This is a genomic window from Actinosynnema sp. NPDC023658, from assembly GCF_040639995.1.
Taxonomy (GTDB): Bacteria; Actinomycetota; Actinomycetes; order Mycobacteriales; family Pseudonocardiaceae; genus Actinosynnema.
In genome coordinates, this window is record NZ_JBFAAX010000041.1 from 1 (window position 1) to 23,024 (window position 23,024).

The 23,024-nt window shown below is 68.6% G+C and carries 17 protein-coding genes and 2 pseudogenes; 10 read left to right on the forward strand and 9 right to left on the reverse strand.

The features are described 5' to 3' along the window. Window positions 1-123: 123 nt before the first annotated feature. Window positions 124-651 carry a hypothetical protein gene (locus tag AB0G02_RS08210; RefSeq protein ID WP_360791192.1) on the reverse strand — a complete coding sequence of 176 codons (528 nt, stop codon included), beginning with the start codon at window positions 649-651 and terminating at the stop codon, window positions 124-126. 12 nt (window positions 652-663) lie between these two features. Further along, entirely contained in the window at window positions 664-8,670 is an 8,007-nt protein-coding gene (locus AB0G02_RS08215) for a DNRLRE domain-containing protein (RefSeq protein WP_360791195.1), read from the reverse strand. A 574-nt stretch (window positions 8,671-9,244) separates the two neighbouring features. Here AB0G02_RS08215 and AB0G02_RS08220 point away from each other — a divergent pair. Then, window positions 9,245-9,397, forward strand: a complete 153-nt coding sequence (locus tag AB0G02_RS08220) for a hypothetical protein (RefSeq protein ID WP_360791198.1) — start codon at window positions 9,245-9,247, stop codon at window positions 9,395-9,397. 1 nt (window position 9,398) lies between these two features. Further along, window positions 9,399-9,620: pseudogene (locus AB0G02_RS08225) on the forward strand (ISL3 family transposase); the annotation flags it as partial. Window positions 9,621-9,917: 297 nt separating this feature from the next. Here the strand turns inward: AB0G02_RS08225 and AB0G02_RS08230 are convergent. Next, a complete protein-coding gene (locus AB0G02_RS08230) occupies window positions 9,918-10,349 on the reverse strand; it encodes a DNA cytosine methyltransferase (protein WP_360791201.1) in 432 nt (143 codons plus the stop codon). A gap of 313 nt (window positions 10,350-10,662) precedes the next feature. On the opposite strand from AB0G02_RS08230, the gene AB0G02_RS08235 reads away from it, so the two are divergent. After that, window positions 10,663-11,172 carry a transposase gene (locus AB0G02_RS08235; RefSeq protein ID WP_360791204.1) on the forward strand — a complete coding sequence of 170 codons (510 nt, stop codon included), beginning with the start codon at window positions 10,663-10,665 and terminating at the stop codon, window positions 11,170-11,172. 136 nt (window positions 11,173-11,308) lie between these two features. Here AB0G02_RS08235 and AB0G02_RS08240 read toward each other — a convergent pair. Next, a pseudogene (locus AB0G02_RS08240) lies at window positions 11,309-11,605 on the reverse strand (transposase); the annotation flags it as partial. 639 nt (window positions 11,606-12,244) lie between these two features. Between AB0G02_RS08240 and AB0G02_RS08245 the strand changes: the two are divergent. Together AB0G02_RS08245 and AB0G02_RS08250 are read left to right on the forward strand one after the other, a co-directional pair. Then, entirely contained in the window at window positions 12,245-12,967 is a 723-nt protein-coding gene (locus AB0G02_RS08245) for a DinB family protein (RefSeq protein ID WP_360791207.1), read from the forward strand. Window positions 12,968-13,965: 998 nt separating this feature from the next. Then, window positions 13,966-14,190, forward strand: a complete 225-nt coding sequence (locus AB0G02_RS08250; protein ID WP_360791210.1) for a hypothetical protein — start codon at window positions 13,966-13,968, stop codon at window positions 14,188-14,190. Window positions 14,191-14,328: 138 nt separating this feature from the next. Here the strand turns inward: AB0G02_RS08250 and AB0G02_RS08255 are convergent, their stop codons facing one another. From AB0G02_RS08255 to AB0G02_RS08265, 3 genes are all read right to left on the reverse strand, one after another. After that, window positions 14,329-14,871, reverse strand: a complete 543-nt coding sequence (locus tag AB0G02_RS08255) for a GNAT family protein (protein WP_360791213.1) — start codon at window positions 14,869-14,871, stop codon at window positions 14,329-14,331. 104 nt (window positions 14,872-14,975) lie between these two features. Further along, entirely contained in the window at window positions 14,976-15,308 is a 333-nt protein-coding gene (locus AB0G02_RS08260) for a hypothetical protein (protein ID WP_360791216.1), read from the reverse strand. A 349-nt stretch (window positions 15,309-15,657) separates the two neighbouring features. Further along, window positions 15,658-16,788, reverse strand: a complete 1,131-nt coding sequence (locus AB0G02_RS08265; RefSeq protein ID WP_360791219.1) for an NADH:flavin oxidoreductase — start codon at window positions 16,786-16,788, stop codon at window positions 15,658-15,660. Window positions 16,789-16,889: 101 nt separating this feature from the next. On the opposite strand from AB0G02_RS08265, the gene AB0G02_RS08270 reads away from it, so the two are divergent. From AB0G02_RS08270 to AB0G02_RS08285, 4 genes are all read left to right on the forward strand, one after another. Further along, entirely contained in the window at window positions 16,890-17,489 is a 600-nt protein-coding gene (locus AB0G02_RS08270; protein ID WP_360791222.1) for a helix-turn-helix domain-containing protein, read from the forward strand. A 262-nt stretch (window positions 17,490-17,751) separates the two neighbouring features. After that, a complete protein-coding gene (locus tag AB0G02_RS08275; protein WP_360791225.1) occupies window positions 17,752-18,588 on the forward strand; it encodes an alpha/beta hydrolase in 837 nt (278 codons plus the stop codon). Further along, the gene (locus tag AB0G02_RS08280) at window positions 18,581-19,156 is read left to right on the forward strand and encodes a TetR/AcrR family transcriptional regulator (RefSeq protein WP_360791228.1); all 576 of its coding nucleotides are present in this window, start codon (window positions 18,581-18,583) and stop codon (window positions 19,154-19,156) included. Before AB0G02_RS08275 ends, AB0G02_RS08280 begins: the two co-directional genes overlap by 8 nt. Before the next feature lie 327 nt (window positions 19,157-19,483). Beyond that, the gene (locus AB0G02_RS08285) at window positions 19,484-20,026 is read left to right on the forward strand and encodes a hypothetical protein (RefSeq protein ID WP_360791231.1); all 543 of its coding nucleotides are present in this window, start codon (window positions 19,484-19,486) and stop codon (window positions 20,024-20,026) included. Between the two features lie 10 nt (window positions 20,027-20,036). On the opposite strand, the gene AB0G02_RS08290 is transcribed toward AB0G02_RS08285, so the two are convergent. Then, a complete protein-coding gene (locus AB0G02_RS08290) occupies window positions 20,037-20,336 on the reverse strand; it encodes a hypothetical protein (RefSeq protein ID WP_360791234.1) in 300 nt (99 codons plus the stop codon). 158 nt (window positions 20,337-20,494) lie between these two features. Continuing rightward, the gene (locus tag AB0G02_RS08295) at window positions 20,495-20,680 is read right to left on the reverse strand and encodes a hypothetical protein (protein ID WP_360791237.1); all 186 of its coding nucleotides are present in this window, start codon (window positions 20,678-20,680) and stop codon (window positions 20,495-20,497) included. Between the two features lie 981 nt (window positions 20,681-21,661). Here AB0G02_RS08295 and AB0G02_RS08300 point away from each other — a divergent pair. Beyond that, on the forward strand, window positions 21,662-22,972 hold the full coding sequence (locus AB0G02_RS08300) for an RICIN domain-containing protein (protein ID WP_360791240.1): 1,311 nt from the start codon (window positions 21,662-21,664) through the stop codon (window positions 22,970-22,972). The last annotated feature ends 52 nt before the right edge of the window (window positions 22,973-23,024 follow it).

Here is a 23,024-nt window from a genome sequence, read left to right on the forward strand (position 1 = left end):
CCCATCACGGACCAATCACCCCAAAAAGCAATGCCTGCGCAACTCTCTAAACCCGCTCGGGTGGTCCCCCCCCCCCCGCCGGGGGGAGGGCCCGCGCCGCCGGGCCCGCCCCGCCACACCGCGCTAAGAACCGATCTCGTTCCTGATCATCACGAACAGGGCCGGGTCGATCCGCTCCACGGTCGAGATGTACTGGGGCACGTCAAGGTTCTCCAGCACGCCCACGCGCAAGCCGTACCTGCTGTCCTCCCACGCGGGCGGCTCCAGGGCGAACGCCTCGCGCACGGCCCGCAGCAGCCGTGCCACCCGCTCCTCGTCCATCGGATCGGCGTCGAGCGCCGGCTGGATCAGCGGGTACCACAGCACGTCGCCGGCGATGTCGAGCGGCCCGAGGGGCTGCAGCTCCCGGTCGAGGTCGATCGCGTCCTCGACCTCGGCCCTGATCCGCTCCGCGAGGAACGGCCGGCATTCGGGCAGGGCCATCCAGAGGAAGTCCGCGAGGAACCCGACGCTCCACTGCATCCTCCACGGCGGGGACGCGGTGGCCTGACGATCGCCGAACACCGCCTCCACCGGGCTGCCTTTGCGGACCGGGACCGACGGCCCACCCGGTAGGTGGAGCCGCACCCAGTCGTCCTGCTGCTCGTGCATGAACTTTCTTCCTCACGCGGTTCCGCAGTTCGGATCGGACGCGCACGCCTGCATGCGCATGTAGTCGCCCACGACCCCGGTGACGTCGAACGTCTCGATGAACGCGCTTTCGACACCACGGTTGTAGGCGGCCACACCGAAACCCAGGATCCCGAGCACATTACCCGCGCCGTTGAGGAACCGCGGGTACCCGCCCTTGAAGACGGGCCTGCCACCGTGACCGGACTCGAAGGTGGCGCCGGTGATGTCGGCGACCGCCGACCTCTTCATCGCGTTTTCCATGTTGTTCCGGAAGTTTCGGTTGCCGGCCGTGTCGGCCTTCCTGATCTCGTCGACCACCTTGCCACCGGTGTCCTTGGTGGTCAGAGCGTCCCACAGGTCAGCGGCTTCCGCCCTGGCGATCTTGATGTCATCCGCGCTGGGCATCGTGCCTCCCTTGCCCGCGGCGATGTTCGCCTCCACCTTGCGGACGTCCTCCAACCAGCTCGAGAGCTGGTTGAACTGCCTCGCCGCCTCGTCGTAGTGCCACCGGTTCTGCTGAGCCCCGAGCTGCTGGCCGGTCTGCAGCTCGTACCGCAGCGCGTCTCCGGTGGTGCCGCGCTTCTGCACCGAGGCGACGGTCGGCTTGGCGTAGATGTCCTTGACGATGTTCTGCAGCTTCGCGTCCTGAACGGCAGGCGCGGGCGTCGGCGGGCGCATGTCGGCCGATCCGCCCAGGGGCAGCGGCACGCTGTCACCACTCGGCGCGGGCGCCGGGGTGGTGATCATGTTCATGTAGTCGTCGAACCAGTCGTGCCCGTCCAACTCGATCCGGCTGATCGGGTTGCCACTGGTGAAGGCGTACCGGTTGCCGGTGAACGGGTCGCTGTCCAGGCTCAGGTCGGCCAGCGCGCCGTTGTACATGTCCCGCGTCGTGAACCGGTTGAGGCCGGGGTTGTAGTCGCGGAAGCCCATGTCGTACGAGCCGGACGACGGGTCGAAGCGCTTGCCGTTGTAGCGGTAGAAGTTGAACGGCTGCTTGCCCGGCTGCTGCACGTCCGGCTTGTCGATGCCGGTGAACGCCTCCTTGTCGTCCTTGCCGTACGCCGTGTACCCGTACGTCGCGCGAGTGTTGCCGTCGGCCTTCGTCACTGTCTCGACGTCGGTGTGCGGGTTGTAGCCGTAGTAGGAGTCCTCGGCGACCTCGGGACCGGTGCCGTCGGTGTCCTTCTTGATCTGGGTGAGCCGCTGCCCGAACGAGTTGTACTGGTACGTGCGCTGCAGCTGGCCCGCGATCGTCTCGGAGACGACCTTGTCGGACAGGCCGAGGTAGGCGAAGTCGGTCGTCTTGCCGTCGTCGGTCCTCGACGACGTGCGGTCGAGCGGGTCGTAGGTGTAGTTGGTCGTCTTCAACCCACCGCTGTCCACCTGCGTGCGGTGCTCGACGGTCCGGTCGAACCCGTCGTACTTGTACGACTCGACGATCTGGCCGGCTGAGGTGACGGAGTCGAGGCGGCCGAACGGGTCGTAGTTGTAGGCCGCGGTCGTGCCCGACACCGAGGCCGACAGCAGCCGGTTGCGGTCGTAGTCGAACGTCGTCGTCTTGCCCTCGATGGTCTGCGAGGTGACGTTGTTGTTCGCGTCGTGGACGTAGTCCTCGGTCTCCAGCACCGCTCCCGCGGCCGACTTCTTGGTCAGGTTGCGGATGCGGTCGAGCGGGTCGTAGGTGTACTCGCGCACCTCGTCCAGGTAGGCCGCGGCGTTGTCCGCGTTCTGGACCTTCGACGTGTCCTTGGTCCGGTGGCCGTTCGCGTTGTAGTCGATCACGTGCTGGGCCACCAGCGCGCCGCCGGACTTCGACTCCACCTGGGACGCGAGGGCGCCGTCCTGGTGGTAGCCGTAGACGACCTTGTTGCCGTTGGGCTTGGTCTCCTCCTTGACCTGGCCGCGGTCGGTGTAGCTGTACGAGGTCACCTTCGGCGTGCCGCCGACCTCCGTGTTCTTCACCCACTCGACCAGGTCGCGCGGGTCGTAGGAGAACTGCGAGGACTGCTTGTCGTGACCGCGGGTCAGCGGGGCGCCGTTCTCGTTGTAGGAGAACGTGGTGGTGTTCTTGGTCGCCGAGGCCAGCTTCTCCTCGACCTTCGTCAGCTGGTTCAGCCCGTTGTAGGCCAACGCGTACGAGTCGATCTTCGCGCCCGGTGACGAGTCGGTCAGCGACGTGAGGTTGCCGTTGGCGTCATAGGACTGGCCGAACGTCTTGGACTCGTTGTCGGGCTCGGAGGCGTTGTTGCGCACCAGCTTCACCGCGTCGGCGAGCACCGTGCCGTCGGCGCTGTCGGACACCGTCACCTTGGCGGCGGTGCCGGCGGTGAACGTGAAGGTGCCGATGCTGACCCACTCGCCGCCGCGCTGCGCCTGGTTCACCGGGACCGTCGACGTGGCAGTGCCGGTCTCGACCTTGTACTGCGCGTTGGTCGCCGCGCCCGGGACGTCCTTCGGGTACTTGACGAACACCTCGTAGCCGCCGTCCTGCGGGATGACCGGCTTCCACGAGAACGTGGTGGCACCGGTGCCACGGGCGGTGCTGCGGTAGTCGTACCCTTGGAAGGCCGTGCCCGTCGACGTGGTGGACCAGTTGCCCGTCAGCGAGATGAAACCGGCGTCGGAGTTGTCGGTCAGCGCCACGTGCAGGCCGACCGGCACACCGCTGTCCGAACGCGACTTCAGCTTGCCGTCCGGGAAGTAGTCCCACGTCATCGTGCGGCCGGACGACCCGCCCGCGGACGTCAGAGTGCGCGAAGCCTGCTGCCCCAACGGGGTGTAGTCGTGGGTGGTGATGATGTCCCACGGATCGGTGGACGTGCGCACCCAGCCGGTGTCGAAGTAGGAGTACCTGGTGACGTTGCGGACGACCTGCCCGGCCGAAGGCGGCGCGCTGACTTCCTTGATCCTGCCGACCTCGTCGTAGGTGTAGGTCGTCTTGTCCGCGGTCTTGTGCCGCGTGTCGTCCTTGTCGAACGGCGTGAGCTTCTCGATCGGACGGTTCAGCTTGTCGTACGCGGTCTGCGCGACGAAGTCGTCCGGGTCGTCGGTCGTCTCGACGCCGCGCGGGGAGATGACGCGGGTGGAGTTCCCGACCTCGTCGTACTCGAACTTCGTCACGCGCGTGACGCCTTGCTTGTGGGGAACGCGCGCCTCGACGAGCTTGGCGCGCTCGTCGTACACCAGCGTGGTGGTGTTGTTCTCCTGGTCGCGCTTCGTGGTGACGTTGCCGTCCTTGTCGAAGCCGACGTGCACGACCTTGCCCGCGGCATCGGTGGTGTCGACCGCACGGTGGTTGAGGTCGTAGGCGAATTTCGTGGTGTAGTCGGCGGTGTCCGCGGTCGCGTTCTTGCGGGGGTCCACCACGGTGATCATGTTGCCGACGCGGTCGTACGTGTACGTGATCTTGCTGTTGGCCGCGTCGGTGGCCGCGATCAGCTGGTAGAGCTCGTCGTAGTCGTACCTGGTGACGTAGTCGTTCGGGTCGGTCGGCGTCAGGTTGCCGAGCGGCTGCGTCTCGGTCTTGAGGTTGCCCACCTTGTCGTACGTGAAGCCGACCTTGCGCTCAGGACCGGTCGGCGTGTCCTTCGGCGCCGTGGTGGCGAGCAACTGGTCCGCGTTGTCGTACGTCGCCGTCGACACCGCCCCGGTGGGCGACGTGGACTGGGTGACGTTGTCGTTCGCGTCGTAGACCGGAGCCGGCGTCGTGATGAACAGGCCTGCGGACTGGTCCTTCGGCGTCCTGCTCTCCAGTGGGCGGCCGAACACGTCGTAGGTGATCGTGCTCGCCTTGCCCAGCGCATCGATCACCGACGTGACGTTGCCCCGAAGGTCGTAGACGTTGGTCGTGACGTTGTTGTACGGGTCGGTCGTCTTCTTCGGGTAGCCCGTCGGGTCGAACTCCGAGAACGTGGTGGTGTTCTCGTTGGCATCCACCGAAGTCTGCAGTTGGCCGAACTGGTCGTAGGTGTAGACCGACCGGTAGTCGTCGGGAGCCGGGGTCGGCACACCCTTCGGGTCCGTGACCGACGTCAGGTTTCCCCTGCTGTCGTAACCGAACGCCCAGGAGCGGCCCTCCGGCGACACCTTGGAGGTCAGCTCGCCGACGTGGCCGTTCAACGACGTCTGGTACCCCATCGTCGTGGCGGGCCAGTTGTTCGCCACCGCTTCCGCGTCGCGGACGGACGTCGGGTAGCCCGTCTTCTGGTCGTAGGCCCACGTCGAGATCGCGCCGTTGTCCTCGGTCAGCTTGGTGACGTTGTTGTCGGCATCCCACTCCAGCGTCGTGGTCTGGGCCTTGGCGTTCGTGGTGCGCAGCGGGCGTCCGTAGCCGTCGATCCGGTACTTGGAGACGTGGTTCTCGGCATCGGTCACCGTCGACTCGACCTCGGAACCCACGGAACCGTCCGGATCGGCGTACGCGAAGGTGGTCGTGAACCGGAGCCGGTCGGTGACGGTCTGGAGCTTCCACTTGTCCTTCGGGTCCACCGGCGCGGTGTAGTAGGCCAGGTCGGTGGCGTTCTGCCGCGGATCGGTGATCTTGACCAGCTTGACGTTCTTGTTGCCCTGCGTGGCGTCGTAGGTGAACCCGAACGTCTTGGCCTGCGGGGTGCCCGCACCGTCGACGAACTGGGTCAACAGGCCCTTGTCATCGTAGGAGAAGGTGATCGTGCGACCCGAGACGTCCTTGATCGACTGGACGTTGTCGATGATCTTCGGATTGTTGGTCTCGCCCTTCTCGAAGTAGTCCAGGGTCAGCACCTGGCGGCCGGACGGGTCGTTGACGTAGGCGAGGAACTTGCGCGGCTGGTTGTTGGACTTGCGCTCGGTGTAGGTGAACCGCTGCTCGTTGCCGTTGCGATCCTTGACGGCCGTGAGCCAGCCCTCGTCGTCGAACAGGAACTCGGTGCGGTCCGGACGGGTCATCCTCCAGCGCCGCGACTTGTCCGCCGCCCCGTCCCGCTGCACGTACAGGTGCACGCCCGCCGGCTTGTCGTAGGTCCACCGTGCCGGGTCGGTGCTGCCGTTCTTGTTCAGCTCGAACGTGTGCGACGTTCCGTCACCGTCGGGCAACGTGATCCGCGACGGGTAGTCCTGACCCTTCGGGTGCAGCTCCAGGTACGCACCCAACCGCGTCACGCCCGACGCCGCCAGCGACCACCCCTGCCCCAGCGACGTGGCCGAGGTGTCCATGCTGTTGTACGTCATCCGCACGAACGAGTTCAGCCCCCGACCGGGGTTGGTGAACGCGTCGTAGGAGAACACCGCGTTGCCCGCGAACTGGTTGACCAGCACGTTCGAACCGCTGCCCGTGGCCTTGCCCGCGTAGGAGTAGAACTTCTCCAACCCCAGCTGATCCGACGTCGGGTCCTCCACCGTGACGTTCTGCGCCAACGCCGGAACCCCGCCCGTCGCGGACAGCCACGTGCCGGTGGTCTTGTTGCGCAGGTCCCAGTTCAGCACGAACTGCTCGCGCTTGTTGCCCGCGTCGCTCTGGATCGGCGTCTTGACCTTCGCCTGCACCGTCACCGTCCCGCCCGGCAGGACATCCGCGGGCAGCGCGGTCTCCAACCGGTTCCCACCGGTGGTGGCATCCGTGCCGTCCGGCAGGTTCCACCGGTAGGACAGCACCTGGTCCGCCGCACGCCACGTCGACGTCGTCGAGTTCGTGACGGACACCGGGACCGTGTACTCGTCACCGGGGATCATCCGCAACGACGGCGTGTCCGGCGCGTAGTACGTCATCTCCGCCGTGGGCTGCGTGTACGTCACCACGAGGTTCGGCCGCAGCTGCGGCTCGGTCGCCTCGTCCGACAGGAACAGCACCCGCTGCTGCGGGCCGGCCTCGTCGCGCAGCTTCACCTCGAACCCGTTGTTCGACGCCGGGTTGTCCACCCAGCCCTGCACCAGGCCCGCGTTCTCCCAGATGTGCCAGTTCGGGTCGTTCGGGATGCCCACGACCTGGTCCGCGGAAGCACCGATGTCACCGCCCGGCGCGCTCCACGCCGCCGCGGTCGACGCCCGGTTCCACGTCGCCTGGTTCTCCACGAACCCCCTGGTCAACGGGTGGCCGTCGAACGTCGCGCCCCCGCCCTCGGAGAAGAACCCCCACAACATCAGGTCCGCGTCCACGACCCGCGCACCCGCCGGGATCGCCGACAGGTCGTTCCACTTCACCACCGCGCGCGTGCGGCCGTAGGTCGTGGAGTTGTTGCCCACCATCAACCAGGGCTGGCCGCCGATGGCGTCCAGGTTCGCGTCCGGTCGGTTGGACGACAAGGTCGTGTCGCTCGCACCGCCGTGGAACACCTGCGTGATCAGACCGGCCTTCGGCAGCCGCGTGACCTGCGTCGGCCCCGGGATGACCTGCCCGTCCCGGGTCTTCACCGCGACCATGTAGTAGTAGGCGTTGCCGAACGGGTCCGCCGAGTCCGCCGGCGTCGGCCTCGCCGTGGTGTCCGTGAACGACGTCGTCCTGGGCGCCAGCGGCGCGATCAACGTCGACGCCGACGGGGTGAACGCCTGGAACACCGACCGGTGCACCTGGTACTCCACCACGTCGTCGGCCGCGTTGTTCGGGTCCGGGTCCGGGTAGGCGCCCCAGTTCAGCTCCGCGCCCGTCGCGTAGATCTTCGTCGGGTACTTCAAGTCCGCACTCGGCCGACCGTAGGTCAGCACCAGCTTCGGACTGTTCTCGATCTCACCGTTGTAGGCGAACTCCGCCGCCTGGTAGATCGCACCACCCCGGTTCAGGGTCTCGTCGGTCGACTTGACCATCACGCCGTGGTTCGCCGCCGAACCCGACACCCAGGACTGGGCGATGTTGCGCACGTCCCACTCGTGCCAGACGTGGCCCACGTTCGCCTGCTTGGTCGCCGTCGACAACCCCGCCTCGGCGAACGCCGCGTTGACCTTGTTCCAGGTCGCCGTGTCCTCCGACCACGCGGTGGTCACCCGGCGCACCTCGTGCACGTTGTTGTTCGCGCCGGTCCCCAACTCGCTGTCGTAGTACAACCGCAGCTTCGCCGATGACAGGCTCGTCCCCGCCGGCACCACCGACGTGTCGAACTTCAGCAGGCTGCGCGCCTTGCCCCAGGGGTCGGTGCCCACCGACAACTGGTAGCTCGACCCGTCGTTGCGATCCGGCGTGTCCGACCAGATCTGCACGTCCTGACCCGTCGTCGGCGTCGGCTGCAACTTCACCGTCGGATCGATCGTCACCGGGAACTTCCGGCCCGCCTCCGCCAACCACCCCCGGTCCGCCTTCAGCGACACGGTGATCTTCGAACCCTGCTGCTCCACCGTCTGCGTGACCTTGTCACTCCACGCCCGACCATGCGGCGACTTGCGGTCCTGCGCACCGTCGAACATGAACGGCTTCGGCATCGTGAACAACGGCGGACCGTCCACGGCCTCGTTCGGGAAGAACCCGATCGCGCCATCAGGCAGCGCCCGCGCCGTCACACCACCCAACTGCAACGTGAACCGATACGTGGCGTCCTCGGGAACCTTGTTGAGGACGATCTCCTCCTTCAGCGCCTCCCCCGTCACGGCATAGGCCAGGTCGGCGCCGTCGAACACGCCCGGGTACACCACCCGGCTGCCGTCCACCTTCGGCTCGACCGACCGCGCCTCGGCGTCCACACCCATCGCGATGTGCCGGTCACCGGCCTGGAACCGCACCAATCGGTCCGTGCGCTCACCGAACGCGCTGCCGAACGCGTTGCTGTCGTTGCCGAAGCGGTAACCGTCCTTCCCGGACTCCCGCACCTTGGTGTCTACCCGCTGCCACCGGCCCTGCCCGTCCCGGAAGGACTCCGGCCGAGCCGACACCTCAGCCTCGAACTCACCGTTGGACAGCTGGAACACCCGCATCGACGGCGTCCGCCGATCCTCCAACTCCCGCAACCGCTTCGGCGACTTCACCGCCGAACCACTCGGCGGCGGGTCCGCGGGCGCGGCCTCCGCCGCACCAGGCGACAACCACCCCGCCACCGATCTCCACAAACCCGAAAGTCCCAGTTCAGGCAACTGACCAGGCCCGCTGATCGGCGGCCCGGCGGGCAGACCCACCACCACCAGAGCGGTCACCGAAAACAAGATCAACAGTCGTGAGAGCAGGCTGACGCCACACTGCGGACGCATGAACCCCCCTGGTTCGCAGGCCGAGGACCGTCACCCTCCGATGATCATCAAGTCACCCGGCGTGCAGCAGAAGCGACGCTAACCAACGCGGAACACACAGACACAGGGCCGAACGGAGTAATCGCAACGACTGAACCGCCCATCACCCGGACAGCACAGTCGACCCACTCACAGTGGACGCCCGGCAGCTGGCAACCACCTGGACGACGAGCTCGCGCCGGTTCACCACCATCGAACCGACAGCCTCACCCCACCACACGCTCCCCAACCCGCCCGCCGAGCCCGGCGTGATCTTGCACTCCGACCACGGTCGCAGGGCTGAACGAGGATCCATCCCGCAATCGGCTCTGGCGCACTTCCGGTGGTGATGCGGTGGGCCCCAGGCTGTGGCGGAGCGGGGCCGTCATGATCGGCTACGGCCGGGATGGCGATTCTGGTCGGGGTGGTGTTCTCGGGGTTTTCGGCGCTGTCGATCGAGGATGTCGAGGACGCTGGCGATGTGATCGTGGTCCGGGCATCGTCCAGGGGCGTGTCCTACTTGTGGTTCGCCTACGGGCCGGGTTCACGCCTTCGATGAGCGGGTCCCCGCGGATGTGCCGGTCGACGGACGCCAGGTGCTGGCGAGGTCGCGGATCCGGCGGATGCGTTGCCCTCTCACAAAATGCACCCGCCAGACGTTCCGGGAGCAGGTGCCGGGCTTGTTCGACCGATGCCAACGACGCACCGTCCGGCTCGATGAGCAGGTCCGCGGTGTCGTGCGCGGGTGGCCTGCAGGGCCTCCGTCCGATTGCTGTCGGTGATCGGGATCTCGGTCGCGAGGGACACGCAGTGCGGTTCCTGCTGGGCATCCCGTTACCGGATCGCGCGGTGCCGCGGGTACCGGGGATCGATGACTTCTCCCTGCGCAGGCGTCATGACTACGCCACCGTGGTGATCGACGCCGACACGGCGCACGGATCGACGTGCCGCCCGGAGGCGGTGCCGAAGTGGTGGTCGGTCGACTGCGGACGCATCCGCGAGTCGAGGTCGTGTGCCGGGACGGCTCGACGGCCTACGCGCAGGGGGTGCGGGAGGAGCCACCCTTCGGTCGCCTCGGTCTACCGAGCCTTGACAGATCCAGGCCACATCGCGAGCGCCAGGAGTGCTAGCTGCCGGCTCCAAACGGGCCGCCCTGGGTGCTCGCGGCTCCGACACCGTTGGACGAGCCGTCGTACGCGGTCGGCGGCATCCACGCCTGCGCGATCGGGGCGGGGCACGCGGAGCCAGGCGACCAGGAACACCCGCTCCCCGGCGGTGAGCGGCTCCGACATCGGCGGCGCGGACGCTACGCCCATGCCGCGCTTCGGCCAGGTCTCCGAGTACGCGGTGGAGTCCTCCCCGCGCCGGCGAAGCGCAGCGACGTTCTCCACGACGACGAGCGCCGGTCGTAGTAGGCGAAGGCCCGCCACTATGTCGGTCCACAGCCCACTGCGGCCTCCCTTCTCGATGCCCGCGCGCTTCCCGGCGGCGGAGATGTCCTGTCGCTCCAACGTCAGTCTGTGGAGCCGCCTTCGTGGTGGGTCACGACTCGGCGGTGGGTTGACTCATTCCCGTGCTGTCGCCTGACGGTGGTCAAATCGGTGGTCGACGAGCTGCTGGTGTGGTGCAGTACCGCCCCGGTGGTGGGTTGACTCGTTTCCGTGCTGTCGCCGGGAGGTTGACGAGGTCCTGTCATGTCGCCCACCGCCGTGTCCGGCCGACCGGTGTGGCTTGATCGGAGCGGGGGTCCGTCCCCTGATTGAGGCATGTCCACCGGCCTGGCCACCTTGTCGTCCCTGATCACGGAACCTGGAGAGCCGTCGCATGGTCGTCATCGGTGTCGATCCGCACAAGGACGTCCTGGTCGCCGTCGCGGTCGACGGCAACGGCCGTCAGCTCGAACTGCGCGACTCCCCGGCACGACCACGCGGGTTCAAGAACCTGCTGTCGTGGGCGAGCCGGTTCCAGCGGCGGACGTGGGCGGTGGAGGACGTCCGGCACGTCGCGGGCGGGTTCGTGCGCTTCCTGCTCGCCGCCGGTGAGGACGTGGTGTGGGTACCCACCCGGATGAGCTCGGACTACCGCAGGAAGGTCCGCGCCTCGGGCAAGTCCGACCCCATCGACGCCCTGGCCTGCGCCCGCGAGGCCCTGGCCGAGCACCTCCCCGCCGCGGTCCCCGGCACCGAGGCACGCAGCGTGAAGATGCTGCTCGACCACCGGGAGGACCTGGTCGGGGAGATGGTGCGCATGCGCAGCCGGCTGCGCTGGCACCTGCACGACATCGACCCGGCTGGCGGTGCACTCGCGGAGGTAGCAGCTGTCTTCTTCGCGTGAGCGGGGGTGGTCCGGCGTTGATCGACGTGTGGGGTGTCGCCCCCGAGTCTCCCCCGCGAGCGGGGTTGGTCGGTCGGCAAGCCGCACCGGGTCGTGCTTCGATAACGCGGTCGCCTAGGGCCTGTCCTGCGGATCTTCATCTGAGGTGAAGGACGATGCAGGCGAGGACGATCTCGGAGCGGTGGTAGGCGGCTCGTTTCGCGAACCGGGTTGCCAGCCCACGGAACTGCTTGAGTCGGTTGAAGCAACGCTCGACCACGTTGCGAAGCTTGTAGAGGTCGGGGTCGAAGGCCGGTGGCCTGCCACCGGCCGAGCCCTTGGCCTTGCGGCGGGCGATCTGATCGACGCGTTCGGGAATGGTGGCCTTGATCCGTCGCTGTCGTAACGCCGTGCGCGTGCCTGGGTGGGTGTAGGCCTTGTCGGCGATCACCCGCCCCACCCGCACCGTCTGGGAGCAGATTGGGAGCCGCAGGACGTGCCCAACCGCATCCAACGGCTTCCAATCACGGTCAACTGCAGCCACACAGCCTGCTGAAGGCTTGTTTCCGCAGGTCAGAGCAGATGGCGATGTACGTTGACACAGTAGAAGTCCTCAGAGACGTCTGCAGCTGCACCCAACGGCACGAAACCGCAGGTAACAGCACTCAACCGCACCTGCGACAAACCTCGAACACAAGCGACCACATACGCAGCTCGCGACACCAAGTGTGGTCATCCGAACACCGAGCAGCCGACGAATCCTTCCGGCCACCGACACCCGGCCGCGAACAAGCGACCACGGCCGCCCACGGTCACTTCGCTCCCCGCGGACCTCATCTACTCCACCAGCGCGCCCCAGAGTCGGGGCCAACCCACGCCTACTGGTGGCGATCAAGCGAGCACCCCAGCCGAGACCGACGCGGCACAGCCGCCGGACCAGCAGGACGCACGGCCTGCGGCATGAGCGAGCGTGTGAGCCCGGCGCGGTCGAGATCGCGGTTCCCGCGCGTGGTTGTGGCATGGTGCGTTGGATGCGCCGCCGGGCGATGGCCTATTCGCCTGTGTGCGTGCGGTGCGGCTTTAGTCTGTCCGCATGCGACGCTTCAACGACGAAGACCTCACGGGCGCGGAGTTCCGCGAGTGCGACCTGAGCAGGGCGCGGCTGGTCGGCGTGGTCATGCAGGACGTTGAGATCGACGGATTGGTCACCAACCTGGTGGTCAACGGCGTGGAGGTGATGTCCTACGTCGAGGCGGAGCTCGACCGCCGGCACCCGGTGCGGCTGCTGATCCGTTCCGATGAACCGGCCGACCTGCGCGAGGCCTGGCGACAGCTGCGGAAGGCGTGGACGACGACTACCGAGCGGGCCCGGTCGATGGCCAAGGGCAGCGAGCATCTCGGCGTCGACGGCGAGTGGTCGATGGTCGAGACTCTGCGTCATCTCGTCTTCGTGCACGACTCGTGGTTTCGGCGCTGCGTACTCGGGCTGACCGAGCCGTTCACGGCGATGGGACTGGCATCTCCGTTCGTGCCGGATCAGGAAGGGCTGGGGCTGGACAGGTCCGCCCGGCCGAGTCTCGACGAAGTGCTCACCGTGCGCGATCGGCAGGCGTCGGAGATCGAGGCGTGGCTGGCCGAGGTCACACCCGAGCAGCTCACCAAGCCCGCGCCGGTGCCGGACGACGACGGATGGCCCCCGTATGCCAAGGGCCGGCGCGTGCGGCAATGCCTCGGCACGGTGCTCAACGAGGAATGGGCACACCACGGTTTCTGCGTGCGCGACCTGGACAAGCTGTCGCGTCGCGGAGCCCCGTAGGTGTGGTGATGAGGGATCTCCCGCCAAGATCCTGGCCCGCACGGCGCGTGGCCCCCGTATCGCGATTGGTCGAACGGTTCCGAGGCGTTGAGTCCGCGGCTCATCAGCCCCGCGGCTCGGCGACCGTCAACGGCGCCCGCCCGATGTCATGGGCGGATTGGCGCACGGATCTCGGCAGAAGCGGACGTTCCAACGCACGACTTGGTCTGCGCGGCCGCCCGTGCACCAACGTACGAGCGACCGCCTGGGAGCAGCGCTGTGGGAGCAAAATGGGAGCCGTCGGCTGCGTCCAACCGCATCCAACGGCTCCCAACCACGGTCAACTGCACCCAAGCAACCTGCTGAAGGCTTGTTTCCGCAGGTCAGAGCAGACGGCAATGTACGTTGACGCAGTAGGGGTCACTGGTTCAATCCCAGTATCGTCCACCAGGAATACATGCAGGTCAGACGGCCCGTCGGTGATCATCACCGGCGGGCTGTTCTGCTGTCGTGGGTCGAGATTCGGAAGCAAACGATCATGGTGTGATCGTCGACACCGTATGTGATTACCTCTCGCGGACCTGCAGGAGCGACCAGCGAATGCTCCCGCCGACGCTGCAGTCCGTCGAGCCTCGTGTCGCCCATGGTCTACGTCACATGCGAGTAGGTGCCCGTACTTCGGCCATCCTGTGCCCAAGCCGCCTGCACCGGAGCTCCCCAGTACGTCGATCGGTGTGGAGCCGATGGGAACCTGCACGCCCGGCCGCGACCGTTGGCGCACTACGGCACTTCACCACAAGCCCACCTCGACATCCGCCGACGGCAACGACCGGTCGGCGTTCTCAGCCAGTACCAGCGCGTCGCCCAAATTGCACGGACGACAACCTCGGCAGGCACGACCCATGCACCCGGATGGCGGTGGGGGGTGACGGCATCCTGTCGGCACACGTCCGGCTGATGTCCGCAGGGTTCAGTCACTGCTTATCGTCAGGTTCCCTGTCACCGTGCCGGAGGTTCCCATGCCACGTCGCCTGCTCACCCTCGCGGTCATCCTGGGCGCGGCCGTACTCGCCGCCCCGCCCGCGTACGCCGCCGGGTTCGAGGTGAACGGCTACTGGGCCGACGAGTCCGAGTGCGTGGCGTGGAAGCAGGCCGTCATCGACGAGCACTGGGCCGAGGTCTACCCACAGGGGTCCTACTGCCTGCACGACACACAGGGCTACTACTTCATGGCGAAGTACTGAGCCGCCCGGCAGCTGCCCCCGGTACACCGGTGGCGACATGGGAGAGCCAACCACCACATGGTCGTCCCCTTCCGCGCCGCGCTCACGGCCTCGAGAGTGGTGAGTACGGGGGGAGGGTGTGGAACTCCTTCTCGGGTGTCATCGGATCTGGGGCAGCCCGGGTGGGAGCGGGCGGGTGCGGGAGAACATTTCCACGTCGGAACGGCGTCCGCCCATGACCTGCCAGCTGCGCAGCAGGCCTTCCCGAACGAACCCCGCGCTCAGCGCCACCCGCTTCGACGGTTCGTTCCACGGCTCGACGCACAGCTCGACCCGCCAACTGCCGAGCTGGTTCAACGCCCAGTCGGTGAGCCCGGCCACGGCCTCGCGGGCCACGCCCCGGCCGCGCGCCGACGGGAGAACCCAATAGCCGAGCCCGACCCGGCCGAGGTCGAGATCGCGCAGGCGCAGGCTGATGTGTCCGACGACCGTGCCGGTGACCCGGTCCGCGATCGCTCGTGGCACCGTGACGCCGCCGGTCGACAGCTCGGTCATCCGCCGGAGGAAGGCATGTCCCGCTTCGGTCGTGTACGTGGCGGGGACCGTCGTGATCGAGGTGATGTAGGGATCGGTCGCGGCTTCCGCCAGCACGTCGAGGTCGCTCTCCCGCCACGGTCGCAGCACGAACCGTTCGGTCGCCACCTCAACGGTTGCCCAGTCCACAGCCTGCAACGCGAGTCTCCTCCCCCAATGCCCGCGACGGGGCGTTGATCAGGTCGTCTGCGCCCGAGAAGGGTGACAGCCGTTCACAGCCGACGGCGACCTCGGCCCCGCAGTCGAGCGCGGAGCACGGCGTACCGGGCCCCGTTGCCCAGGTGCCGCTCCCGCCGGGCTCGAACGCGGCCTTGCCCGGCGGCGTGGCGGCCGCGGCCGGATGACGGACCGTGGACGTGCTCGTCGCCCTCGAACATCCGCCGCCGATCGCGTTCGCGCAGCGGGACGTGGATGCGTTCGCGGACAGGCGTCCTCGGTGCGCGGACAGCGGGCAGACCGAGGTCGTCGACCACCCACAGGGCTTCGCGGTCGGTGCCGGACCCGGGACGTTCGGCGGGCAGGACGGTACGGCGGAGTTCGCTCATGGTTTCCCTGGACTCCAGTGCTCGTGCAGGAGGCGTGGCGCGGTGCATCGCCTCGGACCAGTGGTGTGCGGCCCGCACCGATCACGCGGTGCGCGCTTCGAGCGGCACGCCGGAGCGCGGCGGGGAGTTGCTCGAACCCGCCGTGGGCCTCTCCGGGCGTCACTGGTCACTGCTGCATGTCGGCCATGATGTTCAGCCTGCCGACCGCCGGTCAACAGGTTTTCGGGACGCCGACTCCCGATGCGCCAAACCGCGTCCAACGGCCGCCAATGGCCTGGTGGCCTGCCGGTGAGCGAACGACCGGGCCGCCCGAAACCTCGTGGTGCGGGCGGCCCGCTCGGGCGTTCGGTCAGACCAGGGAGGTCAGCGCGTCCCGGGTGAACGGTGTGACGCCCTGCACGTCGCCCTTCTCGACCTTGCGGGCCCACTCGGGGTCGGCCAGCAGCGCACGGCCGACGGCGATCAGGTCGAACTCGTCCGCGGCCAGGCGCTCCACGAGCTGGTCGATGCCCGTGGGCGAGGGGGTCTGCCCGCCCAAGGTGGCCAGGAACTCGCCGTCCAGGCCGACCGAGCCCACGGAGATGGTGGGTCGGCCGGTGATCTTCTTGATCCAGCCAGCGAAGTTCAGCTCGGAGCCCTCGAACTCGGGCTGCCAGTAGCGGCGCGTCGAGCCGTGGAAGACGTCCACCCCGGCTTCCGCCAGCGGCGTCAGGATCGACTCCAGCTCCTGCGGCGTGTGCGCCAGCTTGGCGTCGTACGCGCCGGGCTTCCACTGCGACAGGCGCAGGATGACCGGGAAGTCGGGCGACGTCGCGGCGCGCACCGCGGCCACGACCTCGGCCACCAGGCGGGTCCGGGCGACCGCGCTGCCGCCGTAGGCGTCGGTGCGCCGGTTGGTGACCTCCCACAGGAAGTTGTCGAGCAGGTAGCCGTGGGCTCCGTGCAGCTCCACGCCGTCGAAGCCCAGCCGTTGCGCGGACGCGGCGGCCTCCGCGAACGCGGTGACGACGCCCTCCAGGTCGGTGGTCGTCGGCACCGGGCCGGCCTCGCCGATCGGGGTGCCGTCCAGCTTCAAGCCGGACGGGGTGAACACGGGGGCCTCCGGCACGGGCGGGCTGCCGGGCGTGCGAGCCGCGCCCACGTGCCACAGCTGCGGCACGATCCGGCCGCCCTCGGCGTGCACCCGTTCCACGACGCGCGCCCAACCCGCCAGCGCGTCCTCGCCGTGGAAGCGCGGCACGTCGGCGCTCGCCCCGGCGCTCGGGTGCCCGACGTAGGTGCCCTCGGTGACGATCAGGCCCACGCCGCCTGCGGCCCGCCGGCCGTAGTAGTCGGCCACGTTCTCACCAGGGATGCCGCCTGGGGAGAACTGCCTGGTCATGGGGGCCATCACGACGCGGTTCGGCAGGTTGAGCGAGCCGGTGGAGAAGGGGCGGAACAGGGGCGCGGTGTCGACGGCGCTGCGCGCGGGCGTGGTCATGTGCATCCTCGGTGGTCGAAGCGGAGCGCTTGCTCCTCTTGACGCTAGCACAAGCGGAGCAGGTGCTCCGAATAGTGTGCGCGGACGGCTATGCTGGCGGCGTGGCCACCGACACGTCGCCCCGACGACCGCTCCGCGCCGATGCCGAGCGCAACCGGGCCGCGATCATCGAGGCCGCCGCCGAGGTGCTCGCCGAGCAGGGCAGCGCCGTGGACGTCCGGGAGATCGCCCAGCGCAGCGGCGTGGGCATGGGCACCCTCTACCGGCACTTCCCGACCAAGGAGGAACTCCTCGGCACGGTCCTCGACCGCGAGTTCACCGCCTGGGCGGGCGCGGCGCGCGAGGCCGCCGCCGCCACCGACGACCCGCGGGCCGCGCTGGAGGGGTTCTACGAGCAAGCGCTGGCGAAGCAGGCGTGCCACCGGGCCGTCGTGGAGGCGTACGGCCACAGCTGGAGCGGCCCGGCATCCGGTTGCACGCACCTGCTGCACCCCGTGCTCGACGACCTGCGCGCCCGCGCCCAGGAAGCCGGGGTGCTGCGCGCCGACGCGACGACCGGTGACTTGGCGCTGCTCCTGGCCACGTTGAGCCACACCGTGCAACTGGTGGGCGATCACGGCGAGGGTGCGTGGAAGAGGCAACTGCGCATCGCCCTCGACGGTCTCCGGCCGACCCACGGCACACCGCTACCGACGGCCTGAAAGTCCACAACGGACACTGATTCGGTTGCGCGGCCCCGAAGGCGCGGAACCCCGGGGATCCGCCGAGGAGTCACGGCCGCGCGGATCGAGCTGCCTGCCCGGTGAGCCCCTTCGAAGTCAGCTCTGGCGCGCGTTGCGGATGGCGCGGCGGGCAATGACGCTTTGACCTCCCCCTGAACATCGCGGCGAGAAGGGCTTTGACAAGGTTGGCTAATGGGAGTAGCTTTACGGCTATCAGACTTAGCTATCTTGAGGCGGCACCATGACCCAGCGCTTGAGCATCGGCGGCAACACCATCGCCTACGACGTGAGCGGAGAGGGGCCCCTCGTCGTGCTGGCGCACGGCATCGGGGACAGCCGCCACTCCTACCGCTTCCTCGCCCCGGCGCTGGTCGCGCGGGGTTACCGGGTGGCGAACGTCGACCTCCGCGGCTGCGGCGACTCCAGCCTCGGTTGGGACGGTTACAGCCGGACGGACATCGCCGGTGACCTGATCGCCGTCGTGCGTCGTCTCGGCGGTCCGGCCGTGATCATCGGTCAGTCGATCAGCGGTGGCGCCGCGACCATCGTGGCCGCCACCGCGCCCGGGCTGGTCGCCGGTGTCGTCGAGTTGGCGCCGTTCACCCGCAAGCAGTCGATCGACCTCGGCGGGTTGGTGCGGGTGAAGCGCTTCCGGGCCGGGTACGCGCTGCTGGCGAAGGTGCTCGTGCGGGGAAGCGTGGAGAGCTGGAAGAAGTACCTCGACCTGGCGGTACCGGTCAAGCCCGCCGATTGGCCCGGCGAACTGGCGCGCATCGAGGCGAAGTTGAAGGAGCCCGGCAGGATGGACGCGCTGCGGGCCATGGCCAAGAGCAGTCCGACCGACGCCGGTGAGCGGCTGCCCGGGGTCAGGTGCCCGGTCCTGGTCATCGAGGGCAGCGCCGATCCGGACTGGGCCTACCCCCGCGCCGAGGGCGAGCGGATCGTCGCCGCGCTGCCGGCGGGTCTCGGTGAGCTGGCGGTCATCGAGGGTGCCGGCCACTACCCGCACGTCCAGACGCCGGACGAGGTCCTCGCGCTGGCCCTGCCCTTCCTGACCAGGACGCTGACCCGTGCCTAGGGCCGGACTCACGCCGGCGCTGATCACCGAGGTGGGCGCCGCGCTGGCGGACGAGATCGGGTTCGACCGGCTCAGCATGGCCGTGCTGGCCGAGCGGCTCGGGGTCAAGACGCCCTCGCTCTACAAGCACGTCTCCAGCCAGGCCGACCTGGTCCACCGCATCGCCGTCCTGGCCATGACCGAGCTCGCTGACGCCATCCGCGACGCGACGCAGGGCCGGGCCGGCCGGGACGCCTTGGTCGCCGGCACCCGGGCGATGAGGTCGTACGTGCGAGGACACCCCGGTCGGTACGCGGCGGCCAACGCGGTCAGGCCGACCGAGCCCGACGGCCCGCTCGTCGCGGCGGCCGACCGGGTGCTCGACTCGTGGGCGGCCATGTTGCACGGTTACCGGATCGACCCCAGCGAGAAGATCCACGCACTGCGGATGGTGCGCACCATCCTGCACGGGTTCACCACGCTGGAAGCGGCCGGCGGCTTCCGGATCGACGTGGATGTGGACGACACCTTCACCTGGATGATCGACTTCGTCGATCGCGGTCTGCGGTCCTCGAACGACTCGTCCTGATCCGGCCCAAGTCTTCATCGCGTCCACTCCGGACACCGCGGTCTTGCCGATCGCGGGCTCGACCGGGGCGATCCTCGGAGTGGATCGGGCGGTGACAACGGATTCGCGGTAGATTGGAATATCTTCCGTCCACAGTGGAGCGATTGGGTGCACTGACCTCCAGCGCTTCGAAGTCGTGGGGCGGCCACGGGCTTCGCACCGGTACGACGGGGGCCGGGGTCGCCCGTATGGTCCTGTCACCGGAGTCCGGATGGGGGCAGCCTTGGTGGCCGGCGCGTACTCGGGTCCATGCCGGGATCGCGAGCACCGCCCGGACGGAGAGCGAAGATGATCACATCATTGCGCACCGCGGCGGCTGTGGTCTGCGCCTTGGCACTGCTCGTGTCCGGCGCGGCCGGGACGGCGTCGGCCGGAGTGCTCGACGTGACCTGCACCGCGCCCAGCAGCCAGAACGACACCTTCACCCCGCCGTTGACCCTGGCCCCGCAGAACGTCACCGTCGGCATCAAAGCCCAGTACGGGCCGTGCGTGTCGCTGAGCAACCCCGCCGTCACCTCGGGCTCCACCACGGTCTCCGCGCTCGTGCCGGGACTCGGCTGCCTCGAACTGCTGAACAGCGGGTCGCTCACCTTCACCATCGTGTGGAACACCGGCCAGACCTCGACCATCTCGTCCAACTACACCGTCGACATCGTGGGTGCGGCCCTGGTGGTCACCCGCACCGGCACGGTCACCTCGGGCCTGTTCGCCGGTAGCGCCGTCCTCCAGGTCATCACCGGCCCGGCCGTCGACGTGCTGCTGTGCACGGCAGGCTTGGGAACGGTCTCCAGCACCTACTCCGCCGTCACCATGGAGATCACCTCGCTCTGACCGCCGTGCCTCAGCCGGCGCTTCCCGGCTCATTCGTCTCCGACTCGTCCTGACCTAATCGCTCGCGGTCGGAGACGAGGGCCGCGGCGACGAGGGTCCAGCCCGCGCCGGTGGCTGCGAGGGCCCAGCTGGACCAGGCCGCGGCGAGGACGAAGTTCGCCGCGGCGCAGGTGATGTGGACGGCCAGGACGACGTGGGCTGGGGAGGGACGTCTCAAAGGTGACTCCGGTGTGAGGGCGGCGTTCAGCGACATCGCCGACCAGGCTTCCCGGCACACCGCGCTGTCACCGCAGGTGACAGCGTTGTTCACGGTATCGACGCGCAGGACGCGAGCGTTACTCCCACCACGATGACGGACCTCGCGCACAGGCCCACGGGCGAAGCGGGCACCACGACCGGCGCGGGATGGCGTTCGGCGCGGACGAGATCGCGGTGACGTCCGCGCGGTGACCCCGGACGGACCACGCGTCACATCGGGCAACGGGTGCAGCGGTGGGGGCCGATCGCGCGGTCCCGGCCGCGCCACCCCGTGCCGGTGGCCTCCGTCCACAGGGTGATCCAGGGCAGGCGCCCGTCCCCCTCGTAGGCGTGGCCGCAGCTGTCGCAGATCAGGAGCAGCGTCACGGACCCCTGCCCGTCGGGGATGGCCGTCACGACGGCCGGTGGTCGACTTCCCCGACCACGACGTCGGTGACCGCGCGTCCGGAGGAGGCCACGGCGTCCCACCCACGACGTGCCACGGACAACCGCGGCTCCACGGACGCGACAGCGCGCTCCCCCGGTGATCGACGACGGCCGTGCACCACCGCACGACCCGGCAACGATCGTGGCACCACGGCGCGGAAGTGAACCTGACGCTTGCCTTGCGATCGCGCGACGCCCGAGCACCCGGTTCACGACAGGCGCGTCGACTGTCGGGAGTGGAACGACTCGGTCGCCAGGCGGCCAAACGATCACATGTGATCAGAAGTAATCAAAAACGACACAGCCTTGACACCACAGTGTGCTTGCTCGCACACTATGACCACTTTAATTGTTAACGCGAACATTGTGGCTCCAGGCCTACCGGAGCGCTGTCGACGCCGGTCCGGCGGCGACGTCGCGTCGGACGGCCCCGATGAGCCATCGGTGTTCCGACCTGCGGCGCGGTGCTCGCGCCGATCGGTCACCGCCCGGTCATGACGACGGCGCGTCCCGTGCACAGCTGGAAACCACCGACCCGAGCCGGTGCCCAGGCCGGCCGTCCGGCAGACGCCGACCTTTCCGAGGAGATCAACGATGAACTCTTCACCTTCCCGCGGCGGACGCATCGCCCAGGACGCGCAGGCGCCGGTTCGCGGCGCCTCGAGCGCGGTCGGCCCCGTCTCCGCGTCGACGTAGGTCGCGAACGCCCTCGCACGACGAACCGGTCGGCCCGCGGGAAGCCCGGCGGCCGTCGGCACGGTCCGCTGCCCGAGTGACCGGTCTCCCGAGCACGACGGTCGGGTCCGGGCAGGGCCGCACGCCGGTTCCCGGTCGCCCGCGATCCCTCGCTGGCGGTCCTCCCTGGAACACCTCGCTGTCCACGCTGACACCGCACGGCCCCCGAGGTCGGTCGCCGCCGCGCGGCTCCGTCCCACGACCAGGAGATCACCCGTGACCCCACAGCTGAAGGTCAGGCACTGGCTGGCCCGACTCTCCGTCCTGGCGCTCGTCGCCGCCGGCACCGCGGTCGCCGTCACGTCACCCGCGCAGGCCGCCTCCGGCTACGTCTACACGACGTTCAAGGGCGACGCCGCCGCCGACCAGGAGCTCTGGGTCTACTCGTCGACCAACGGCACGAACTTCAGCGTGCTGGCCGACACGAACTACCGCGGCCCGTCCGGCGTGCTGCGCGACCCCAGCATCATCCGGCACAACGGGTTGTACTACGTCGCCCACACCGTCCAGTCGTGGACCACGAACTCGACGTACTTCAACATCGCCTCCAGCCCCGACCTGGTCCACTGGACGCACGTGGCCGGCGTCGACTCCGGCATCGCGGACACGCGGTTCACCTGGGCCCCCGAGTTCTACGTCGAGGGCGGCACCGTCCGGATCATCGTGAGCATCTCCCGCACCACGTGCTCCGACTGCTTCCGCCCCTACGTCTTCACCGCGCAGAACGACGCGCTGACGTCCTGGAGCGCACCGGCGCAGATGGGCGGCCTCGGCTTCAACCACATCGACACCTACGTGGTGAAGTCCGGCGGCACCTACCACGCCTTCACCAAGAACGAGACCACCAAGTACATCGAGCACTGGACCAGCACGAGCCTCACCAGTGGCTGGGCCGACCAGGGCCGGTTGTGGAGCTCGGGCTACGAAGGACCGGCGGTGCTGCAGATGGCCGACGGCTCCTGGCGCATCTGGGTCGACAAGTACACCAACGGCGGCATCTGGACGGCCACCAGCACGAACCTGAGCACCTGGTCGGGGCTGAGCCAGATCACCTGCCCCGGTTGCCGCCACGGCACGATCCTGCCGGTCGCGGACGTGCCCGGCTCGGCGCCGGACTACCGCGTGACCAACCGCAACAGCGGCAAGGTGATGGACGTCGTGTCGGCCTCCACCGCGGACAACGCCGAGGTCAAGCAGTGGACGTGGAACGGCGGCGGCAACCAGGCGTGGCAGTTCCAGGACGCCGGCGGCGGCTACTTCCGCATCGTCAACAGGAACAGCGGCAAGTGCCTGGACGTGGCGAGCGGCTCCACCGCCGACGGCGCCAACGTCATCCAGTACACCTGCGGCGGCGGCACGAACCAGCAGTGGCAGTGGCAGGCCACCGGCAGCTACTACCGGATCGTCGCACGGCACAGCGGCAAGTGCCTCGACGTCGTCGACTCCGGCACCGGCGACGGCGCCGACATCCAGCAGTACACCTGCGGCAGCGGCAACAACCAGCAGTGGAGCCGCACCCAGGTCTGAGGCGGCGGGGGGAGAGCCCCCGGCCGCGCACAACGCGCGGCCGAAGACCACC

Bases quoted from the DNA above. Each gene is read 5' to 3' on its own strand.
- AB0G02_RS08210 (WP_360791192.1), bottom strand. From the start codon at position 651: ATGCACGAGCAGCAGGACGACTGGGTGCGGCTCCACCTACCGGGTGGG.
- AB0G02_RS08220 (WP_360791198.1), top strand. From the start codon at position 9,245: ATGGCGATTCTGGTCGGGGTGGTGTTCTCGGGGTTTTCGGCGCTGTCG.
- AB0G02_RS08235 (WP_360791204.1), top strand. From the start codon at position 10,663: ATGGTCGTCATCGGTGTCGATCCGCACAAGGACGTCCTGGTCGCCGTC.
- AB0G02_RS08245 (WP_360791207.1), top strand. From the start codon at position 12,245: ATGCGACGCTTCAACGACGAAGACCTCACGGGCGCGGAGTTCCGCGAG.
- AB0G02_RS08250 (WP_360791210.1), top strand. From the start codon at position 13,966: ATGCCACGTCGCCTGCTCACCCTCGCGGTCATCCTGGGCGCGGCCGTA.
- AB0G02_RS08260 (WP_360791216.1), bottom strand. From the start codon at position 15,308: ATGAGCGAACTCCGCCGTACCGTCCTGCCCGCCGAACGTCCCGGGTCC.
- AB0G02_RS08265 (WP_360791219.1), bottom strand. From the start codon at position 16,788: ATGACCACGCCCGCGCGCAGCGCCGTCGACACCGCGCCCCTGTTCCGC.
- AB0G02_RS08275 (WP_360791225.1), top strand. From the start codon at position 17,752: ATGACCCAGCGCTTGAGCATCGGCGGCAACACCATCGCCTACGACGTG.
- AB0G02_RS08285 (WP_360791231.1), top strand. From the start codon at position 19,484: ATGATCACATCATTGCGCACCGCGGCGGCTGTGGTCTGCGCCTTGGCA.